A 17,929-nucleotide genomic window follows, 5' to 3' on the forward strand; every position below is an offset into this window, starting at 1 on the left:
TCGGTTTGGGCTTCCTATACTCACCAGCCGAACCCCTATTTTGTTCCGGAGTCGAATCATGGATGAGCAAACACGCGTCGAAGTGGCGCAACCGCGCTTCGAAAATGGACACTTTCTGCTGATTGCCGGACTGGGCGGACGGTTTACTCAGGACACCACCGAGGGCATCCCGCAGCTTTGGGAAAAATTCATCCCGCACTTGGGCGAAATTCCGGGCCAGAAAAATGAAGTGACCTACGGCATCTGCTGCAATCCTGATGGCCAGGGTGGTTTTGAGTACATTGCCGGCGTTGAGATCAGCAAGCTTGACGATCTGCCGGAGCAATATCGCTGGGTCGAGATTCAGCCCCAGCAATATGCCGTGTTCGAGCACAAAGGCTCACTGGATCAGTTGCCCGCGACCTTTCAATACATCTGGAAAACCTGGCTGCCACAATCGGGGCGCGAAGCCGCCGATGCGCCGGAATTCGAGCGATACAGCGAAGATTTCAACCCCAGGATCAATGCGGGCACGCTGGAAATCTGGCTGCCGCTCAAGGCCTGATATCAATGCACGAGGCCGTTCACTGACCGGCCTCGGTGTTTGTGCTTTATGCTTGGCAGCCTTGTTTCCACTGATTTCGAGCTGCCATGAACACCCTTATCCGTAACGTCACTGCCGCCGACCTGGATTGCTGCTACGCCATCGAAACCGTTGCCTACGAAGGCGACGAAGCCGCCACCCGCGAGAAGATCGCCACCCGCATCGCCACCTGGCCGGAGGGCTTCATCGTCGCCGAGGTGGGCGGGGTCGTCGCAGGCTTCGTCAACGCGGGTGCGGCGTTTGATGTGCAGATGTCCGATGAGGCGTTCAAGGAACTGATCGGCCACGATCCGGCGGGGCCGAACGTGGTGATCATGTCGGTGGTGGTGCACCCGGATTATCAGGGCCAGGGCCTGGCCAAGCGCCTGATGGCCGAGTTCATCGAACGCATGCGCGGGATGGACAAGGCGACGATTCACCTGATGTGCAAGGAAAAGCACATTCCGCTTTACGCCGGGTTCGGCTTTGCCTACATCAAACCGTCCGAGTCCGATCACGGCGGCATGGCGTGGCACGAGATGATCCTGACCCTCTAAAAAACGCGCACCCCCCTGTGTACAAGCGGGCTTGCTCGCGAAGGTGCCGTTTCAGTCGATATCTACTTGGCTGACACACCGCATTCGCGAGCAAGCCCGCTCCCACAGGGGCAAGGGGGGGGGGAGAGCTTAGTAAAGTGTGTCACGCACTCGCTTCGGTGCTTCGCGGTCGTAGCTGTCCGCGTCGAACTGGCCATCACTCAGGCGCTTGTGAAAGGCGCCCGCACTCGGTAGGGCAGAGCGCGGTAGATGCGTTTGAGGATTCCACGCATCCGAACGCACAAGCGCTTTAGAACAGTGGAAGTACGCCGCTTGCACGTTCACCAGCAACACGGTTTTCGCCGGTTTGCCATTTACCGCAAAACTATCCAATAGCTCCGGCTCAGCACTGATCTGCGCCGTGCCATTGACCCGCAACATCTCGCCAATCCCCGGAATGATGAACAACAGCGACACTCGCGGGTCGTGCAGCACGTTGCGCAAGGTATCGATGCGGTTGTTGCCGGGGCGATCCGGCAGGGCCAGCGTGCGCTCATCGATGATCCGCACAAACCCCGGCGCATCACCGCGCGGTGAATTGTCGAGGCCTTCGGTGCCCACCGAGCTGACGATCACCAGCGGCGAGACCCGCACCATCGCCTGATAGTCTTCGTTGAGAAAAGTGATCTGCTTGCGCACTGAACGCTCGTGAGGCAATCCGTAAATGGCTTCCAGTGCGTGGATTGAATCGATCATCGTGCATCCCCTCGATGATTTAGAAGAACAGCCCCATGCGTCGCTCGTAGCCGATCCGGCCCTTGTACGCTTCGCCGCTGTCGACGAAGCCGTGTTTGGCGTACAGCGCGATGGCGGCGTCGTTGTCGGCGTCCACTGACAATTCCAGGCCTTTGATTTCCGGCCACGCCTGGCGCGCGACCTCCGGCAACGCTTGCAGGCATGCCTTGCCGTACCCCTTGCCCTGTGCCCGATGATCGACCTGCAATGCATGCAACGTGGCGCTGTGTTCATCGGCCCAGGCCGGTAAAACCGGTGGGCGCTTGAGCAACAGGAACGCTACTGGCACTTCGTCCGCCAACAGCACAAAACCCTTCACGCCGGGCGCCGGTTTCGACAGCAAAGTGTGCAAGGCACCGTGGATATCACCGGAGAACTTGATCTGCTCGGCGCGAATTTCAATGGCCTCGACCTGCTGACGCTGCAAGGCGTTGAGGCTGTCGTAGGGCACGAGTTTGGCTGACACGGGAATTTCCTTTTTCCTACAAAGATGAGGCCCGGATTCTAGCGACTTTGCCCTCCTCGGAAATTTTTTGTTTCGTCTGTCGATCTACCGATTCGCCGAACGACTAAAGGTGTCTTCACAACAAAAGATGGATAGGTGCCCCGGCTCGCCTATCTTCATGTTCGAGGAAATCGCCATCGAACCATCAGAAGCCCTGATCTTCAGCCATAGTTGATCCGTTCGAATCAGGAGAACGCCATGAAGTATTTATGCCTGGTCTACAGCGATGAGCGCTTGCTGCATTCGTCGCCCGACAGCCCGGAAGACGCCGAGTGCTGGGCCTATGCCGAGTCGATCCAGGGCAGCGGGCGGATGCTCGCGGCCGAAGCCCTGGAGTCGGTACAGACTGCGACCACCGTGCGTATGCGCAACGGTAAGCTGTCGATCACCGACGGCCCGTTCGCCGAAACCAAGGAGCAGTTGGCCGGTTTCTACCTGATCGACGCCAAGGATCTCAACGAAGCGATCCAGGTCGCCGGTAACATTCCGGCGGCGCGGGTCGGCAGCGTTGAAGTACGCCCCGTGCGCCAGTTGAATGTCTGAGGTCAGGGCGCGGGTCGAACAGGTCTATCGCGAAGACTCGCGGCGGATTCTGGCGACGCTGATTCGTCTGCTCGGCGATTTCGACCTCGCCGAAGAAGCTTTGCACGAGGCGTTCTTTGTCGCGGTCGAGCGCTGGCAGCATGACGGCGTGCCGGACAATCCGCGCACCTGGCTGGTGTCCACCGGGCGCTTCAAGGCGATTGACGTGTTGCGCCGGCGCGCGCGTTTCAAGGCTTCTCAGCCGCTGCTGCTGGTGCAACTCGAAGCGTTGGAACAGGCCGACTGGAGTGGTGAAGATGTGGAAGACGATCGCTTGCGGCTGATCTTCACCTGCTGTCACCCGGCGCTGGCGGCGGATGCGCAAGTGCCGCTGACTTTGCGTGAGGTCTGCGACCTGACTACCGAAGAAATCGCTCGCGCATTCCTGTCGGCGCCGGCAACGATTGCCCAGCGCATCGTCCGCGCCAAAGCGAAGATCCGTGATGCAAAAATCCCTTATCAAGTTCCCGGTCTGAGCGAATTGCCTGAGCGCCTCGACAGCGTGTTGCGGGTGATTTATCTGGTATTCAACGAAGGTTATTCGGCGTCGATGGGCGCCGAACTGATCCGCGAGGACCTGACCCGTGAGGCCATTCGGCTTGGGCGCTTGTTGATGGAGTTGCTGCCGGAACCCGAGGTCATGGGACTGCTGGCGCTGATGTTACTGCACGAGTCACGCAGACCGGCGCGCACTTCGCCGAACGGGGAGTTGGTGCTGCTGAGCGATCAGGATCGCTCGCGTTGGGATGCCGGGTTGATTGCCCAAGGCTGTGCGCTGGTGGAGCGTGCGCTGACTACGCGGCGGTTCGGGCCGTATTGTCTGCAAGCAGCAATAGCGGCGGTGCATGCCGAGGCGGGATCGGCAGGGGAGACGGATTGGCAGCAGATCGTCGGGCTGTATGACGTGTTGTTGCGGGTGCTGCCGTCGCCGGTGATCGAGTTGAACCGGGCGGTGGCGGTGGCTCAGCGTGACGGGGCCTTGGCCGGGTTGAACTTGATCGAGGGGATTCTGGATCGTGGCGAGTTGCAGGATTACCACTTGGCACATTCGGCGCGGGCGGAGTTCTGTCGGCAGTTGGGCAGGGTGGAAGAGGCGCGGGTGGCTTATTCACGGGCGCTGGAATTGACGCGGCAAGCGCCGGAGCGGCGGTTCATTGAAGCGCGGTTGCTAGCGTTGGACTGATCCGAACGGGGCGCTGGCCGTACCGGCCTCTTCGCGAGCAAGCCCGCTCCCACAGGGGATTGGGGGTGGTCATGGAGTTTTGGCATGGCCGCCACGCTATTCCAGCATCTTGCTCAATAACCAGCTCCCCGCTGGCCCCGGCGGATGCAGCCGCGACCACAAAGCATCGACAAACACCGGTTTCGGCCAGCCGCGCACGTTCAGTTCCACCAGCGTGCCGTTGCCGAAACGCCCCACCAGCCAGCGCGGCAGCGGTGCCCAGCCGAAGCCCATTTCGGCCATTTCCATCAGCATCAGGTAACTGGGCGCCGACCACACACGGCCTTTGGCGCGACTGTCGTATGGATTGACGATCGTCGCCAGGCGCAGTTCGCGATGTTGTTCCAGGATCGCTTGGTCGATGTGCTTGAGCGTCGTCAGTGCATGCTCGCGGCTGACGAACAGGGCGATATCGGTGCGCTCGGCGACGGTGGAGGCCAACAGATCCGGCGGGTAGCTGTCTTGCATCTCGGCGAAGGCCAAATGCGCCCGACCGCGCTGCACCAGTTCGATCAAGTCGTCGCACTCGGCAATCAAACACTCCAGTTCCATATCCGGATAACGCTGCTCGAACCCGATCAATGCCGCTTCAAAACGCGCTGATTGATAGGTGTCGGAAATCGCCACGGTCAGCTTTGGCTCCACGCCTTGGGACAATTGCCGAGCGGTGATTTCCAGGCGGCTGCTGGCCGTGAGAATCGCCTCGGCCCGTTGCAGCATCACATGGCCGGCCGGGGTGAGGGTCGGCTTGCGGCTGCTGCGATCGAACAGTTGCAAATCCAGATCGATCTCAAGGCTGGCCACCGCTGCGCTGATGGTCGACTGACTGCGCCCCAGTTTGCGCGCCGCCGCCGAAAACGAGCCTTGGGTCGCCGCTTGAACAAACGCCAACAACACTTCCTGCGAGATCATCAACTATCGCCTTGATCGATGGTTATTGGTTATGAAGTATCGGTTCGGTGTTGGATCATGGCAACCACCTTCACTCAAGGAGTCAGGTCATGACTGCCAACAAATCCATCACTGAACGTATCTTGCAGGCTGTCGGTTTCGAACTGTTGGCCATTGTGATCTGCACACCGTTGCTGGCGTGGATCATGCAAAAACCATTGCTCGACATGGGCGCGGTGACGGTGTTGATCGCGTTGCTGGCGCTGGGTTGGAACGTGGTGTTCAACCGCTTCTTCGACCGCCTGCTGGAGCGCCTGCACATTGCGCGCAACGCTTGGGTGCGAATGGTGCACGCCTTGTTGTTCGAGGGAGGCTTGATCGTGATGGGTGTGCCGCTGATTGCCGGGTGGCTGTCGGTCAGTTTGTGGCAGGCGTTTTTGCTCGACATCGGCGTGTTGCTGTTCTTTCTGCCGTACACCTATGTGTATCACTGGGGTTATGACGTGGTGCGCGAGCGGGTCTTGAAGACCCGCCCGGTCTGAGCAGCAAACGTCATCTGTGCCTCAGTCTTGAGGCTCAGAGAAACATGCCGCCCGAAGCCTCAACCCGTTGACCATTGATCCACTGCCCACCCGGTGACAACAGCAACGCCAGCGCGCCACCAATGTCATTCGGCTGCCCGGCACGGCCCAGCGCGGTGTTGCTGGCGACCATGGCGTTCACTGCTGAGTTGTCGCGCACTGCGCCGCCGCCAAAATCGGTTTCGATGGCGCCCGGCGCAAGGATGTTCACGCCGATCTGTCGTGCACCCAACTCCTTGGCCTGATAACGGGTCAACACTTCCATCGCACCTTTCATCGCGGCGTAGGCGCCGTAACCCGGCAGGCTGAAGCGGGTCAGGCCGCTGGAGATGTTGATGATGCGCCCGCCATCGTTGATCAGCGGCAGCAATTGCTGGGTCAGGAAGAACGGCCCTTTCAACTGGATGTTCATCAACAGGTCGAACTGCTCCGGTGTGGTTTCGGTGAACAGGGCGTGCACGCCGATGCCGGCATTGTTGATCAGGAAATCAAAGCGCTGACGTTCAAAATGTTTGAGCGCGTGCTCGACCTGCGCGGCGAAATCGGCAAAGCCTTCGCTGCGACCCACGTCCAGTTGCAGCATCACGGCGTTGGCGCCGAGTTGTTCCAGTTCAGTCACCAGCGCTTGGGCTTCATCGGCGCGGCTGTTGTAAGTGCCGATGATGTCGATGCCCTGCGCGGCGAGGTGCAGGGCGGCGTTTTTGCCCAGGCCACGGCTGGCGCCGGTGATCAATGCGATTTTGCGATTCATGGGACTTCCTCAATGGCGGTGAGTGGATGGAGCAAAGTTTATTTATCCGCCCTTAGGTGATAAACAGAGCTAAACCGGAATCACTGGTCGAATAAACCGAACAATCAGCGAGTGCCCCGATGAACAAACTGGAACTGCTGCGCACCTTCGTCCGGGTCAGCGAACTGTCGAGTTTCACCCTCGCCGGGGAGAGCCTCGGCTTGCCGCGTTCTACCGTGTCCGAGCATGTGCAGGCGCTGGAAACGTTGCTAGGCACGCGGCTGCTGCAACGCACCACGCGCAAAGTGCAGGCAACACAGGACGGTTTGGTGTTGTACGAGCGGAGCAAGGATCTGCTTTCGCACATGGACGAGATCGAAGGCCTGTTTCGTCAGGACGAGGCCTCGCTGACGGGGCGGATTCGCGTCGACATGCCGAACATCCTGTCGCGGCGACTGGTGATGCCGCGCCTGCCGTCGTTCATGGCGCGCCACCCCAATCTGGAACTGGAAATCAGCAGCACCGACCGCCGGGTCGATCTGCTCAGCGAGGGTTTCGACTGTGTGGTGCGGATCGGCGCGCAGCCCGATCAATCGGTGGTAGCCCGGCATCTGGGCGACTTTCCCATGATCAACTGCGCCAGCCCCGCTTATCTGGCGCGCTACGGCGTGCCGCAAACGCTGGAGGATCTGGCGCAGCATCGGCTGGTGCATTACGTCGGTGTTTTGGGGGCGCGTTCGGAAGGCTTTGTCTACGAGGAGGGCGGCCAGGTCCGGCGTTTGCCGATGGCTGGCAGCGTGACGGTCAACAGCACCGATGCTTACGAGTCGGCCTGCCTGGGCGGTTTTGGTCTGGTGCAGGTGCCGCGCACCGGCATGCAGCCGCATCTGGATAACGGCGAACTGGTGACGGTGCTGGCGCAGTACACCGCGCCAGCCATGGCGATTTCGTTGCTGTATGCGCGGCAGCGGCATTTACCGCTACGCGTGCGGGTGTTCATGGATTGGCTCGGTGAGGTGATCCGTTCAACCCTCTGACCCACATCGTTGTCTGTGATGGGCACAAAAAAGAGTGGATCAGTAATCGCCACGTTTACGAAACGCCCAGCGCCCGGCAATCACGGTAAACGTCGCCACCAGCGCCACCAGAATCCAGAACCCTTGCGGGTCTTGCGACAGCGGCACGCCCCCCACATTCATGCCGAAAAAACCGGCAATGATGTTGATCGGCAACGCCAGTACCGTCACCACGGTCAAGGTGAACAGCGTGCGGTTGCTCTGTTCGTTGAGGTTGGCGGCGATCTCTTCCTGCAGCAACTTGATCCGCTCACCAAGGGCGGTGAGGTCGTTGATGATCAGCGCAAACTCCTCGGTGGACTTGCGCAACTCCTTCACGTCCTCCTTCTGCAACCACGGCGGCGGACGGTTGAGCAGGCGCAGTAAAGAGCCGGGTTCGAGCGCCAGTAATCGTTGCAAGCGCACCAGCACCCGGCGATTGGCGCCGAGTTCGGCGCGGTTGGTCGACAGCCGCGAGGAGAGCAATTGATCCTCGACCTGATCGACGCTCATGCTGGTCTTGCGCACGATCTGGGTCAGCACTTCGCCCTGATCGCGCAGCAGGTGTACAAGCAATTCCGAGGGCGAGCGAAAGCGTTCGCCGGCCTTCACCGACGAGCGCAGTTTGTCCACCGAGTGCAACGGTTGCAGGCGCGCGCTGACAATCAGTTTGCTGCGCACGCAGACCCACAGCGTCGACACATCCGACGACACCATGCTGCTCAGGTTGAACACCACGTCGTTGACCACCGCCAACAGCGCCGCGTCGACATGCTCGATGCGCGTCGAACGCGAGCCCTCATGCAACGCTTCGAAAAATTCTTCAGGCAATTGCAGATGGCTTTTCATCCAGCGCTCGCACGCGACGTGAGCCAGATTGAGGTGCAGCCAGAGGAATTCATTGCTGTCGCTGTCACCTTGCAGGCAGCGCAATGCGGTGGCCGAATCGATTTCGCGACCACGCTCACCCGGCAGAAAACGGAAGCCGTAGAGCAAGCCAAACAAGTCCGGGTCGCGATGACTGATATCGAGGCTGTGGTTCATGGAGGCTCGCTGCGAGGAGGGCGGTTGGCGCAGGGGTTACAGGTTCACCTGAGGGGCATCATCGCAATGTCACATGACGTTTGCGTGACAAAAAAGTGACGTCAAATCAAAGCGCTACCGGCGGTCGGGAACCTCTCAAGAACGGCTTTGGCGCGCCGATCACGGGTACGTTAGGTTGCGCACCGTTGGCCACGCCACGGTTCGCCGACAGGGAAGTCCGGCCACTTTTTCACGCCTGAAACAGGCGTGCCTCATCCCTGCCATGAGTACCTGCAATGCTGCAAAAATCCCTGAGAGCGCAAATTCTCGCCCTGCTGAGCGGCAGCCTGCTAGCGATGCTGTTGATCGCACTGGCCTGCTTTCATTTCCTGTCCAACGGCGTGCAGAGCTACAGCCGATTGATCGCCGGTCCGTTGCACACCTCGCAACTGATCGACGAAGCCAACCTGCAATTCAAAGTGCAGGTGCAGGAATGGAAAAACGTCCTGCTGCGCGGCAAGCAACCGGCGGATCTGAGCAAGTACTGGGGGCAGTTCGAAGATCGTCAGCGCGATGTACAGAACATCCTCGGCGAACTGGCCAGCCAGAAGAGTATCGATCCCGGTTTGAAAACCCGTATCGAACGTCTGCGTGACGAGCATCGCCAACTCGGTGCCGCTTATCAGAAGGGCCGCGATGCCTATGTGGCCGCCGGTGGCGATCCGGTTGCTGGCGACAACGCCGTCAAAGGTGTCGACCGCGCCGCCAGCGAGCAAATGAGCGAACTGGTGGCCGAGTTGCGCAAACAGGGCACCGAGCAGTCGGTATCGATCAGCGCCGAAGCTGATCGCACCGTCTGGCTTGGGCTGTTGGTGATGCTCGCGTCGGGCCTGTTGATCGGTGTGTTGAGCCTGTGGCTGGTCAACCGCAACCTGGTTGAGCCGATCCGCAAGCTGATTGATTACGTGACCCAGTTGAGTCGCGGCAAACTGGCCGAGCGTGTGGTCAGCGACCGTCAGGACGAGTTGGGCAACCTCGCGGCCGCCGCCAACACCCTGCGTGATTTCCTTGCTGAAACCTTCACTCGCCTGCAACGCAGCGCCAGCGATCTGGACAGCGCCAGCGGCGAATTGAACGCCATCGCCACCACCATGGCCGGCGGCACCAACGAGCAGTTCAACCGCACCGATCAGGTGGCCACGGCAATGAACGAAATGTCCGCCACCGCCCAGGAAGTCGCGCGTCACGCGGCTGACGCTGCGCGTGCTGCCGACGATGCCGACCAGTCTGCCCAACAGGGTGAAAAGGTCATGCAGAGCACCATTCACTCCATCACCCAGATGCGCAGCGAAATCACCAACACCGCCACGGTGATCCGTCGTCTCGAAGCCGACAGCGGCCGTATCGGCAAAGTGCTAGAAGTGATTCGCGGCATCGCCGAGCAAACCAACCTGCTGGCGCTGAACGCGGCAATCGAAGCGGCGCGGGCCGGTGAGGCAGGGCGCGGTTTTGCCGTAGTGGCTGACGAAGTGCGCAACCTTGCACAGCGCACGGCGGAGTCGATCATCGAGATTAACCAGATCATCCAGAACGTGCAGACCGGTGCTGTGGACGCCGCGCAAGCCATTGACAGCGGTCAGGCCCGCAGCGACGAAAGCGTTGAGCAAGTCACTCAGGCCGGCGCGATGCTGGAGCGCATCACCCACGCCGTCGAAGCGATCCGCGACATGAACCGCCAGATCGCCACGGCGGCCGAAGAGCAGACGTCGGTGGCCGAGGACATCTCGCGCAACCTGACCGAGATCACTTCGATTGCCAGCACCAACCTCGACAACGTGCAGCGCACCGAAAGCGCCAGCCAGAACCTGCACGGCCTGTCCGGGCAACTGAACGAAGTCACCGCACGCCTGAGTGCCTGACTCGTTGGCTGTGTACCGGATCGGATACCGAGACGGTACACAGTCAATCTCAATTGGCGGCGAGCATGATCGATGGCCGGTTATCTATAACCGGCATTGGAGCATTCCCATGGTCGGCCTCAGTTCTGTATCGATCAATCAAACCCTCGCCACGGCGACCCGCAAAACGTCGATCAGCGAAGTCAGTGAAGACACCTCCACCACGGCGTCGGCCAGCACCTTTGCTGTCAGGCACAAAAAAGCCGCGCGATCCAGTGATCGAGCGGCTTGGTGTGTAAGGTGTATCAGCTATCCAGTTTGTTGCTCAGCACCTTGCCGGTGGTGGCATCAAAGTCCACGTCGTACTCTTTGCCGTCGGCAGTTTTGAGTTCGACTTCGTACTCATAACCGTTGAAGTGGTTATCCAGATCGGTGTCGGTGATGGTCGCCCCCGGGTGCAGTTTCAGCGCTTCCTGGTTCATGCTTTCCAGCGATTTGATCTTGCCGGATTTGACCAGTTCGGGGATCTGATCGACACGCACATCAGCCTGGGCCAGGCCTGCGGTGAGGGTCAGAGCGGCGGCGGCAAACAGGGCAGTCAACGTTTTCATCGGGTCATTCCTTGGGTTGTTTGTTGAAGTGGCCTCAGGTTAACCACCGCAACTTAATTCACCCTTAAAACACCGCATCGTCCGCAGAATGCTCTTGTGGGAGCGAACCGGCTCGCGATGCGGACACCCCGGTGGCCGATCAAAAGCCGTTGTTCTTCAACACCTGATCAACACTGGCCGCTGCCGGGCGTTTGTAGAACTTCAACAGTTCGCTGGCGCGGTTGGTGAAGATGCCATCGACGCCTGCGGCCATGACCTTCTCGAAGTCCACCGGCTCATCGGCGGTGTAGACGTGCACCAGCAAGCCTTGATCGTGGGTGTATTGGTTCATCCAAGGCTGCACCAGATCCGAGTAGCTCTGGTCGCCGCCATGGGTCAGCTTCGCCGAAGGGCCGGTACCGATGGCACCATGCGCCTTGGCGAAGTCGACCCACTGCTTGAACTCGGCATCGGACTTCGGTTCCTGTTTACCGTAAAACGCGTTTTTGTCCTTCTCGCCAGACTCGGCAAAAGTCACCTTGGATTTCGGCTCCATGCCGCCTTCGCCCACCCACAGCAGCAGGATTTTCGGCACTTGCGGCATTTCCTTTTGCAGCAGTTCGAGGCTGTTCTTCTCGAACGTTTGCAAGATCACCCGGCCTTTACCCTGACCGACGCTCGTTTCGCTCTTCGCCAGTTTCGAACCTGCCCGGCTCAACCAGCCGCGATCCTGCAGTTTCTCTTTCAGATCGTGTTCGATCCCGGGGAACAGTTGCGGCTCTTTGGTCTCGATATACAGACCAGGTTTGTGCGCTGGGTTGGCCTGGGCAATATTGATGATTTCATCGAGGGTCAGAATTTTCAGCCCCGCGTAAGACGGGCGTGCGCGATCCGGGTACGCCTTGTTGTACCAGCTACCGGCGTCGAGGGTTTTCAGCTCGGCCATGGTGAAGGCATTGGCCGGACTGTCTTTACGATCCGGGAATTTGGTCGCGACGTCGGTGGTGCGTTGCAGGTTGTTGTCGTGCAGGGCGAACAGCACGCCGTCCTTGCTGCGCTGCAAATCCATTTCCAGGTAGTCGGCACCCAGATCACGGGCCAGTTTGTAGGAAGCGGCGGTGGATTCCGGGGCGTCGAAGGACGCGCCACGGTGGGCAATCACCGCCGGATGTGGAATGCCATGAGCGGCGGCGACTGCAGCAGGATCAGTCTGGCTGGCGGCATGCGCCTGACCAAGGCCGAGCAGCAGGCTCAGCATGAGGGCGCTTTTGGTGAACGTGGCGGGCATGTTCGAGTTCCTTTCGCAGGGCAGTTTCAAAGACGTACCTTTTAACAACTGAATCGATTGCCCGCCATCGCCAGACCGACATAAACGTATTAAAAGCGATTTTTCCTGCACTTTTGTGGCGCCGTTTGCAGTACGCTTGCCCTCGGCAGACGCTCCGGCAGAGAGCGCGCCGTCCAATGCCCTGCGTGTAAACCATCGATCATTTTTCGTGAGGTTTATCATGCACATCACCTCCCAACTCATCTGCCAGGCCGCCGACGACCTCAAAGGCTTTGTTGGCCTGAACCGCAAAACCGGTCAGTACATCGTGCGTTTCAGCGAAGATTCGTTCGGCATGGACGTGGCCGACGACGGCATTATTCCCGCCAGTGAATTCGTCTGGGCACCCGCGTCGCCGCAGACCATGACGCTTAAACGCGAGTTGATTCAGTTGTTGCTGGATCAGAATGTCGATGACCGCCTCAACATCACCGAGCCGTTGCGCGTTTACATGCACAAGCGCGAAGTACCAGAGATTGTGGCGGTGCGCAGTCTGGTGCGGGGCTGAGGGTTTTTCGTGACGGTGAGTGCCTCTTCGCGAGCAAGTCCGCTCCCATACGGGCTCTGTGGCGCTCACCAATCACCTGCGGGAGCGGGCTTGCTCGCGAAGGCGGCCTAAAGCACGGCACAGCACCTACTGCCCAAACCGATACTCACGCTCAACCCTGCACACCCGCGTATGGAACGCCGAATACCAGATCGAGCGCCCTCGTTCCTGGATCACCCGATGCTCAGGATTTTGTCGCCACGCTAAAATCGCCGCCTCACTCTCCCAGTACGAAACCGTGATCCCGACACCATCCGGCCCGCGAATCGAATCAATTCCAAGAAACCCCGGCTGTGCGCCCACCAACGCCATCATGCGCTCGGACGCCTCGGCATAACCGTTGTCGCCCTCGGTGCGGGTTGAATTGAAAATCACCGCGAAACAATCTGTAGTCGGCTTCATCAACGTTGCTCCTTGCAAGCCTCGACAAACGCTCGCACCAACGGCGGCATCTGGCCCTTGAGAGCCGCACGTTCCGGTTGAAACAACGTTGCGACAAAAAAACGATGATCCTTGAGTTCGAATGCCCGCAAATCCCCCGCTGAATCATGCCCCACCGCCTGGAGCTGATGTTTGAGAAGGTCACTCGCGTAGTGTGGATTCACACCGTAGCGGCAGCGATAGCCTTCATGAATCTGCGACGTTTCGTACGCTTGGGCGATCAACGAACCGGGCAGCAGATGAATGCTGTCCACGGCGTCGATCAGCGAGCAGATCAGAGGCGTGAGCACGGCTCGCTCTGAATCGGGTGAGGTTTCGCCATGCTCAGCGTCGGCCCAGCCCAGCACATGGCGGGAAAATTCCAGCACGGCATGCTGAAAACCGCCGCAAGTGCCGAGGAAAGGGCGCTGCTGCTCGCGGGCAAAACGGATCGCCCGCAGTGCGCCAGCTTCACTTTTGTAAGGACTGGCCGGCACGCACCAGAAACCGTCGAAGCCTTCCAGTGGTGTATCGGCGTGGATGTGTTCGGTGGCCAACCAGTCCAATTGCACAGGTTGGCCGAGGTGTTCGGCGACCAGACCGAGTGCCACGGGGATGGCTTGATGGGCGGTGACTAGCGGGTCGTAATCGCCGATCAGGGCAATGCGGATGACGCGGCTTTCCATGGGGGTTCCCTGCGCTTGTTGATTGATGGCGCCCACTATAGATTGGCGTTCACGCACTCAATATTGGCGTTTATCCAAGTGATCAATGCACCGACGCACTATCGGCTCGACTATCCGGATCTGGCCCTGATCCTCGCTTTGGTGCGCGGCGGCTCTCTGGCCCGGGCCTCACAGCTGCTGAAGGTTGACGTGTCGACGGTGTTCCGCGCCGTGCGCCGTCTGGAGGCTGCCCTTGGCCGCGAATTGTTTGAAAAAAGCCGCACCGGCTATTTACCGACGACGCTTGCACAGACGCTGGCCGAGCAGGCCGAACGTGCCGAGCAAGCACTGGACGCCGCGCGGATCGGCGTGGAGCAGGGGGGCGAAGTGATCAGCGGCACGGTGCGCCTGACGTGTACCGACTCGGTGTTGCAAGGCTTGCTGCTGCCGGCGCTGGCGCAGTTCATGCCCAACTACCCGGCGCTGACCCTCGAATTGAGCACCTCCAACGATTTCGCCAACCTTAGCCGTCGTGACGCCGACATTGCCCTGCGCCTGACGCGCACACCGCCGCAACATCTGGTCGGACGGCAACTGGCGAAGATTTCCTACCGGGTCTGCGCCAGCGCGCGCTACTTGGACAGCGTCGATGCTTCGGATCTGACAGCGCTGACCTGGATCGCCCCGGATGACTTTCTGCCCGATCATCCGACGGTCGCCTGGCGTCGTCAGCACTTGCCCGGCGTGACCCCGGGCTATCGCTGCAACAGCATGCTGTCCGTCACCGAACTGGTGCGCGCCGGCCTTGGTGTCGCGGCGTTGCCGGACTTCTTGATCAGTGACGGTTTGCAGGCATTGAGCGAGCCGTTGCAGGGCTACGACACCGCCCTGTGGTTGCTGACTCGCCCGGATTGCCGGGCGTTGCGCTCGGTGGTCACACTGTTTGATGAGCTCGGGCGAGCCCTGCGTCTGTCCTGATCAACGTAGTGCGTTCTGACACACATGCGCGTGTAACTCTTTGGTCAGACCTTCGATGCGTTCGCTCAGGTCTCTGGTCATTTCGGTGAGGCGGGTGTTTTGTTCCAGCAGTTCAAGCAATTGCGCGGTGTTCTTCGCGGCCTGGGCCTGGCGCTCGGTGTTGGCTTGCGCCAGGGCTTCACGGTGCTGCGCGTCAGCGTCGGCTTGCGCCTTGTCGCGTGCAGCCTGACGGGTTTGCGCCAGCAGGATCAACGGCGCGGCATAAGCGGCCTGCAAGCTGAACGCCAGGTTCAGCAGGATGAACGGGTAGACGTCGAATTGCGTCACACCCCACACGTTGAGGCCGATCCACACCGCGACAATCAATGTTTGTGCGCCAAGGAACAGAGGCGTGCCGAAGAACCGCGCAAATGCCTCGGCCCGCAGCGCGAATTTGTCGTTGCCGAAGGTTGTGGCGAGGTGGGCGTGAGGGCGGTGGAAGCGCAGGTGGTCGGTGGCAGGTGTTTCAGCTTTTTCAGTGGTCATGATGCACTCGGCAGGGCTTGGGACGTTCAGTCACTATAGCGCTGCGTTTTGGCAGCCCGCGCGCACAGGTTAAGTCGTCGTACACCAATTGTGTGGTTGACTCAATCTCTGTGGGAGCGGGCTTGTCCGCGATGGCCGCGACTCGGTCTACCAGCGATGCACAGATATCAGCCTGGCGCGTGCTCGTTGGCAAACATGCTGACCGCCTGCACCGCTTCACTGGCGCCGTCGCGAATCTGCAAAATCACCGTGCCCGCCTGATTCGCCAGTTCAACGCCTTGCGCCGCGCGACCTCGGGTGCCGTCCATACTTTTGATCGCTTGCCGGGTCTCGTTCTGGATCAAGGTGATCATGCCGGAAATCTCCGCCGTCGAACCGCTGGTGCGCGCCGCCAGTTGTCGCACCTCGTCGGCCACTACCGCAAAACCGCGACCTTGCTCACCGGCGCGCGCCGCTTCGATCGCCGCGTTGAGCGCCAGCAAGTTGGTCTGATCGGCAATCGCACGGATGGTGTTGACGATGGCAGTGATCTGCTCCGAGCGTTCGCCCAGTTGCGCAATCAAGGTTGAAGACTGGGCAATGTCCTCGGCAATTTCGCGCATTTCGCTGGCGGCCTGCTGGATCACCTGTGTGCCTTGCTCGGCGACTTTTCGAGTCTCCACCGAGATGTGATAAGCCGCGCTGGCGCTGCGCGCGTCCTGTTCGTGCTGCACCACGCGGGCGGTAACGTCCGAGGCAAACTTCACCACTTTGCACAAGCGCCCGGCCGCGTCGTAGACCGGGTTGTAGTTGGCCTCAAGCCATACCGTTTGCCCACGTTTATCAATGCGTTCGAACTGTCCGTGGAAAAACTCGCCCTGGTTCAACCGACGCCAGAAATCCTCGTATGCACTGCTGTTGACCCGTTCCGGGGGACAGAACAAGCGGTGATGTTTACCTTTGAGTTCGGCGAGTGTGTAACCCATGCGTGTCAGAAAATTCTGATTGGCCGTAAGAATACTGCCGTCAAGGTTGAACTCGATGACCGCCATCGCCCGGTCGATGGCCTGCAACTTGGCGTTGGTCTCGCTTTCCTGCTGCATTTTGGTGGTCACGTCCATGGCGTACTTGACCACTTTCACCACACGTCCCGAAGCATCCTTGATCGGGTTGTAACTGGCCTCGAGCCAGATGGGCTCGCCCTTGCTGTCGACCCGTTCAAAGGTGCCTGACAGAAACTGGCCGTTCTTCAGTTGTGACCACATCTGTGTGTACTGAGCACTGCGGCCGAACTCCGGCGTGCAGAAACGTCGATGTGGCTGGCCGATAGCCTGCTCGGGCGTGTAACCCATGGTCTTGAGAAAGTTGTCGTTGGCACGCAACACCACGCCCTCAAGGTCGAATTCGATCACCGCCATCGAGCGATTGATCGCATCGAGCAGGCCGGCTTGCTCGGTGAGGGTTTGCTGGAGATCGTCGATGACGGACTTCTGGCGATTGAAAAACATGCTCGCAGTACTCTGGAAATAGGTTGGGTCAAGGATTCAGTCCTTATTCCCGCGCTGGCAGGCCGAATGCGCGGGCGGCATTCGGCGTTGGCGGCTCAATGCCAGCATTCCATGACTGACAGCTCGCTACTTATACAAAACTTCATAAACTTGTACAAGAAAGTAATTTTTATACAATCTTGTATAAGTTTTTAAGGGGCAATGTGGCAAGCTTTCAAGCAAGTGAAGGCGACGCTGATGGCGCTGTGAAGCTTTAATTTAAAGGCGTTTAGCGCTTTTTTGGATCCGTTTTCAGTTGCGGGCGACCTTGTACAAGTTTTTAGGCCGCGTCAAACCGATACTCAGGCTCACTCAACAGCGCAGGATGGGTGACGAGAGATGAGTCAGCGTTGATAACGGGCCAGAAACATTTCCAGTGCCGATTCGGCGACGGTGTTCTGCATGTCGGCATCGAGAGCAGCGCGGCCCATCGACATTTGTGGCCAGAAGCCAAAGGCTTTGAGCAGCCCCTGCACCTGGTGCGTGGCGAACTCCGGGTCAACCGGTTTCAGTCGGCCATCGGCCTGCGCGGCACGAATCCACACAGTCAGACTTCCCTCGTGTTCACCCATGCGCTCGACCATGTTTTGCGCGCGCTCCGGGGAATGAACGGTCGCGGCAATTGCCACCCGCGCCAACGTGAGGAAGTTCTCGTCCGCCATCATCTGCACCTTGGCCTGCAATATTTGCCGCAACTGATCGCTCAACGGCTGATCGGGGCGATAAATGACCGACGGCTCGTCGCTGATTCGTGCCCATAACTGGTTGAGAATTTCGGCGAAAAGCGCTTCTTTGCTGAGGAAATGGTTGTACACCGTGCGCTTGGACACACCTGCGGTGGCGGCGATCTTGTCCATGCTGGTGATCTCGAAACCGTTGGCGCGGAATTCGGCAATCGCCGCTTGAATAATGGCTTCGCGTTTACGGTCGGTGAGGCGCTGTGGAGCAGTCATAGATACGCTTCGGCAAGG

General features: G+C 59.7%; 21 protein-coding genes. 9 read left to right on the forward strand and 12 right to left on the reverse strand.

The genetic code is table 11. The annotated features are described in order from the left end of the window. The first annotated feature begins 58 nt into the window (after positions 1-58). The gene (locus AACY50_RS01655; RefSeq protein ID WP_339430924.1) at positions 59-544 is read left to right on the forward strand and encodes a GyrI-like domain-containing protein; all 486 of its coding nucleotides are present in this window, start codon (positions 59-61) and stop codon (positions 542-544) included. Positions 545-630: 86 nt separating this feature from the next. Beyond that, positions 631-1,119: a GNAT family N-acetyltransferase gene (locus tag AACY50_RS01660; RefSeq protein ID WP_339430923.1), complete on the forward strand. Its 489-nt coding sequence runs from the start codon at positions 631-633 to the stop codon at positions 1,117-1,119. A gap of 129 nt (positions 1,120-1,248) precedes the next feature. On the opposite strand, the gene AACY50_RS01665 is transcribed toward AACY50_RS01660, so the two are convergent. Together AACY50_RS01665 and AACY50_RS01670 are read right to left on the reverse strand one after the other, a co-directional pair. Beyond that, a complete protein-coding gene (locus AACY50_RS01665) occupies positions 1,249-1,854 on the reverse strand; it encodes a pyridoxamine 5'-phosphate oxidase family protein (RefSeq protein ID WP_339430922.1) in 606 nt (201 codons plus the stop codon). A gap of 19 nt (positions 1,855-1,873) precedes the next feature. After that, a complete protein-coding gene (locus tag AACY50_RS01670; protein ID WP_339464033.1) occupies positions 1,874-2,359 on the reverse strand; it encodes a GNAT family N-acetyltransferase in 486 nt (161 codons plus the stop codon). 237 nt (positions 2,360-2,596) lie between these two features. On the opposite strand from AACY50_RS01670, the gene AACY50_RS01675 reads away from it, so the two are divergent. Further along, a complete protein-coding gene (locus tag AACY50_RS01675; RefSeq protein ID WP_047599621.1) occupies positions 2,597-2,941 on the forward strand; it encodes a YciI family protein in 345 nt (114 codons plus the stop codon). Continuing rightward, positions 2,934-4,163, forward strand: coding sequence for an RNA polymerase sigma factor (locus AACY50_RS01680; protein WP_339538074.1), 1,230 nt, complete (start codon positions 2,934-2,936; stop codon positions 4,161-4,163). The genes AACY50_RS01675 and AACY50_RS01680 overlap by 8 nt, the downstream gene beginning before the upstream one ends. Positions 4,164-4,259: 96 nt before the next feature. Here AACY50_RS01680 and AACY50_RS01685 read toward each other — a convergent pair whose 3' ends face one another. Beyond that, positions 4,260-5,114, reverse strand: a complete 855-nt coding sequence (locus AACY50_RS01685; protein WP_339430919.1) for a LysR family transcriptional regulator — start codon at positions 5,112-5,114, stop codon at positions 4,260-4,262. An 89-nt stretch (positions 5,115-5,203) separates the two neighbouring features. Between AACY50_RS01685 and AACY50_RS01690 the strand changes: the two genes are divergently transcribed. Continuing rightward, a complete protein-coding gene (locus AACY50_RS01690) occupies positions 5,204-5,635 on the forward strand; it encodes a multidrug/biocide efflux PACE transporter (RefSeq protein WP_339464037.1) in 432 nt (143 codons plus the stop codon). Positions 5,636-5,669: 34 nt separating this feature from the next. Here AACY50_RS01690 and AACY50_RS01695 read toward each other — a convergent pair whose 3' ends face one another. Then, positions 5,670-6,425, reverse strand: coding sequence for an SDR family NAD(P)-dependent oxidoreductase (locus AACY50_RS01695; RefSeq protein ID WP_339430917.1), 756 nt, complete (start codon positions 6,423-6,425; stop codon positions 5,670-5,672). Between the two features lie 119 nt (positions 6,426-6,544). Between AACY50_RS01695 and AACY50_RS01700 the strand changes: the two genes are divergently transcribed. Next, positions 6,545-7,441 carry a LysR family transcriptional regulator gene (locus AACY50_RS01700; protein ID WP_339495409.1) on the forward strand — a complete coding sequence of 299 codons (897 nt, stop codon included), beginning with the start codon at positions 6,545-6,547 and terminating at the stop codon, positions 7,439-7,441. Between the two features lie 39 nt (positions 7,442-7,480). On the opposite strand, the gene AACY50_RS01705 is transcribed toward AACY50_RS01700, so the two are convergent. After that, positions 7,481-8,503: a transporter gene (locus AACY50_RS01705; RefSeq protein WP_339538075.1), complete on the reverse strand. Its 1,023-nt coding sequence runs from the start codon at positions 8,501-8,503 to the stop codon at positions 7,481-7,483. A 275-nt stretch (positions 8,504-8,778) separates the two neighbouring features. Here AACY50_RS01705 and AACY50_RS01710 point away from each other — a divergent pair, with 275 nt between their 5' ends. Continuing rightward, positions 8,779-10,401 carry a methyl-accepting chemotaxis protein gene (locus AACY50_RS01710; RefSeq protein WP_339430914.1) on the forward strand — a complete coding sequence of 541 codons (1,623 nt, stop codon included), beginning with the start codon at positions 8,779-8,781 and terminating at the stop codon, positions 10,399-10,401. A 284-nt stretch (positions 10,402-10,685) separates the two neighbouring features. Here the strand turns inward: AACY50_RS01710 and AACY50_RS01715 are convergent, their stop codons facing one another. Next, positions 10,686-10,991, reverse strand: coding sequence for a PepSY domain-containing protein (locus tag AACY50_RS01715; RefSeq protein ID WP_339538076.1), 306 nt, complete (start codon positions 10,989-10,991; stop codon positions 10,686-10,688). 139 nt (positions 10,992-11,130) lie between these two features. After that, entirely contained in the window at positions 11,131-12,258 is a 1,128-nt protein-coding gene (locus AACY50_RS01720; RefSeq protein ID WP_339464039.1) for a glycerophosphodiester phosphodiesterase, read from the reverse strand. A 220-nt stretch (positions 12,259-12,478) separates the two neighbouring features. Between AACY50_RS01720 and AACY50_RS01725 the strand changes: the two genes are divergently transcribed. Then, positions 12,479-12,805, forward strand: coding sequence for a DUF2025 family protein (locus AACY50_RS01725; protein ID WP_339430911.1), 327 nt, complete (start codon positions 12,479-12,481; stop codon positions 12,803-12,805). Positions 12,806-12,931: 126 nt separating this feature from the next. On the opposite strand, the gene AACY50_RS01730 is transcribed toward AACY50_RS01725, so the two are convergent. Continuing rightward, positions 12,932-13,246 carry an antibiotic biosynthesis monooxygenase family protein gene (locus AACY50_RS01730; protein WP_339430910.1) on the reverse strand — a complete coding sequence of 105 codons (315 nt, stop codon included), beginning with the start codon at positions 13,244-13,246 and terminating at the stop codon, positions 12,932-12,934. Then, entirely contained in the window at positions 13,246-13,950 is a 705-nt protein-coding gene (locus tag AACY50_RS01735) for a CTP synthase C-terminal region-related (seleno)protein (RefSeq protein ID WP_339430909.1), read from the reverse strand. Before AACY50_RS01735 ends, AACY50_RS01730 begins: the two co-directional genes overlap by 1 nt. Before the next feature lie 15 nt (positions 13,951-13,965). Between AACY50_RS01735 and AACY50_RS01740 the strand changes: the two genes are divergently transcribed. Next, complete coding sequence (locus AACY50_RS01740; RefSeq protein ID WP_339538077.1) at positions 13,966-14,907, forward strand: LysR family transcriptional regulator; 942 nt, start codon at positions 13,966-13,968, stop codon at positions 14,905-14,907. On the opposite strand, the gene AACY50_RS01745 is transcribed toward AACY50_RS01740, so the two are convergent. From AACY50_RS01745 to AACY50_RS01755, 3 genes are all read right to left on the reverse strand, one after another. After that, positions 14,908-15,432, reverse strand: coding sequence for a DUF1003 domain-containing protein (locus AACY50_RS01745; RefSeq protein WP_339430907.1), 525 nt, complete (start codon positions 15,430-15,432; stop codon positions 14,908-14,910). A 167-nt stretch (positions 15,433-15,599) separates the two neighbouring features. After that, complete coding sequence (locus AACY50_RS01750; protein ID WP_339430906.1) at positions 15,600-16,919, reverse strand: methyl-accepting chemotaxis protein; 1,320 nt, start codon at positions 16,917-16,919, stop codon at positions 15,600-15,602. Positions 16,920-17,302: 383 nt separating this feature from the next. Then, positions 17,303-17,911, reverse strand: coding sequence for a TetR/AcrR family transcriptional regulator (locus AACY50_RS01755; protein ID WP_339507696.1), 609 nt, complete (start codon positions 17,909-17,911; stop codon positions 17,303-17,305). Between the last annotated feature and the right edge of the window lie 18 nt (positions 17,912-17,929).

The organism is Pseudomonas sp. RA_15y_Pfl2_54, assembly GCF_963971015.1.
Taxonomy (GTDB): Bacteria; Pseudomonadota; Gammaproteobacteria; order Pseudomonadales; family Pseudomonadaceae; genus Aquipseudomonas; species Aquipseudomonas baetica_A.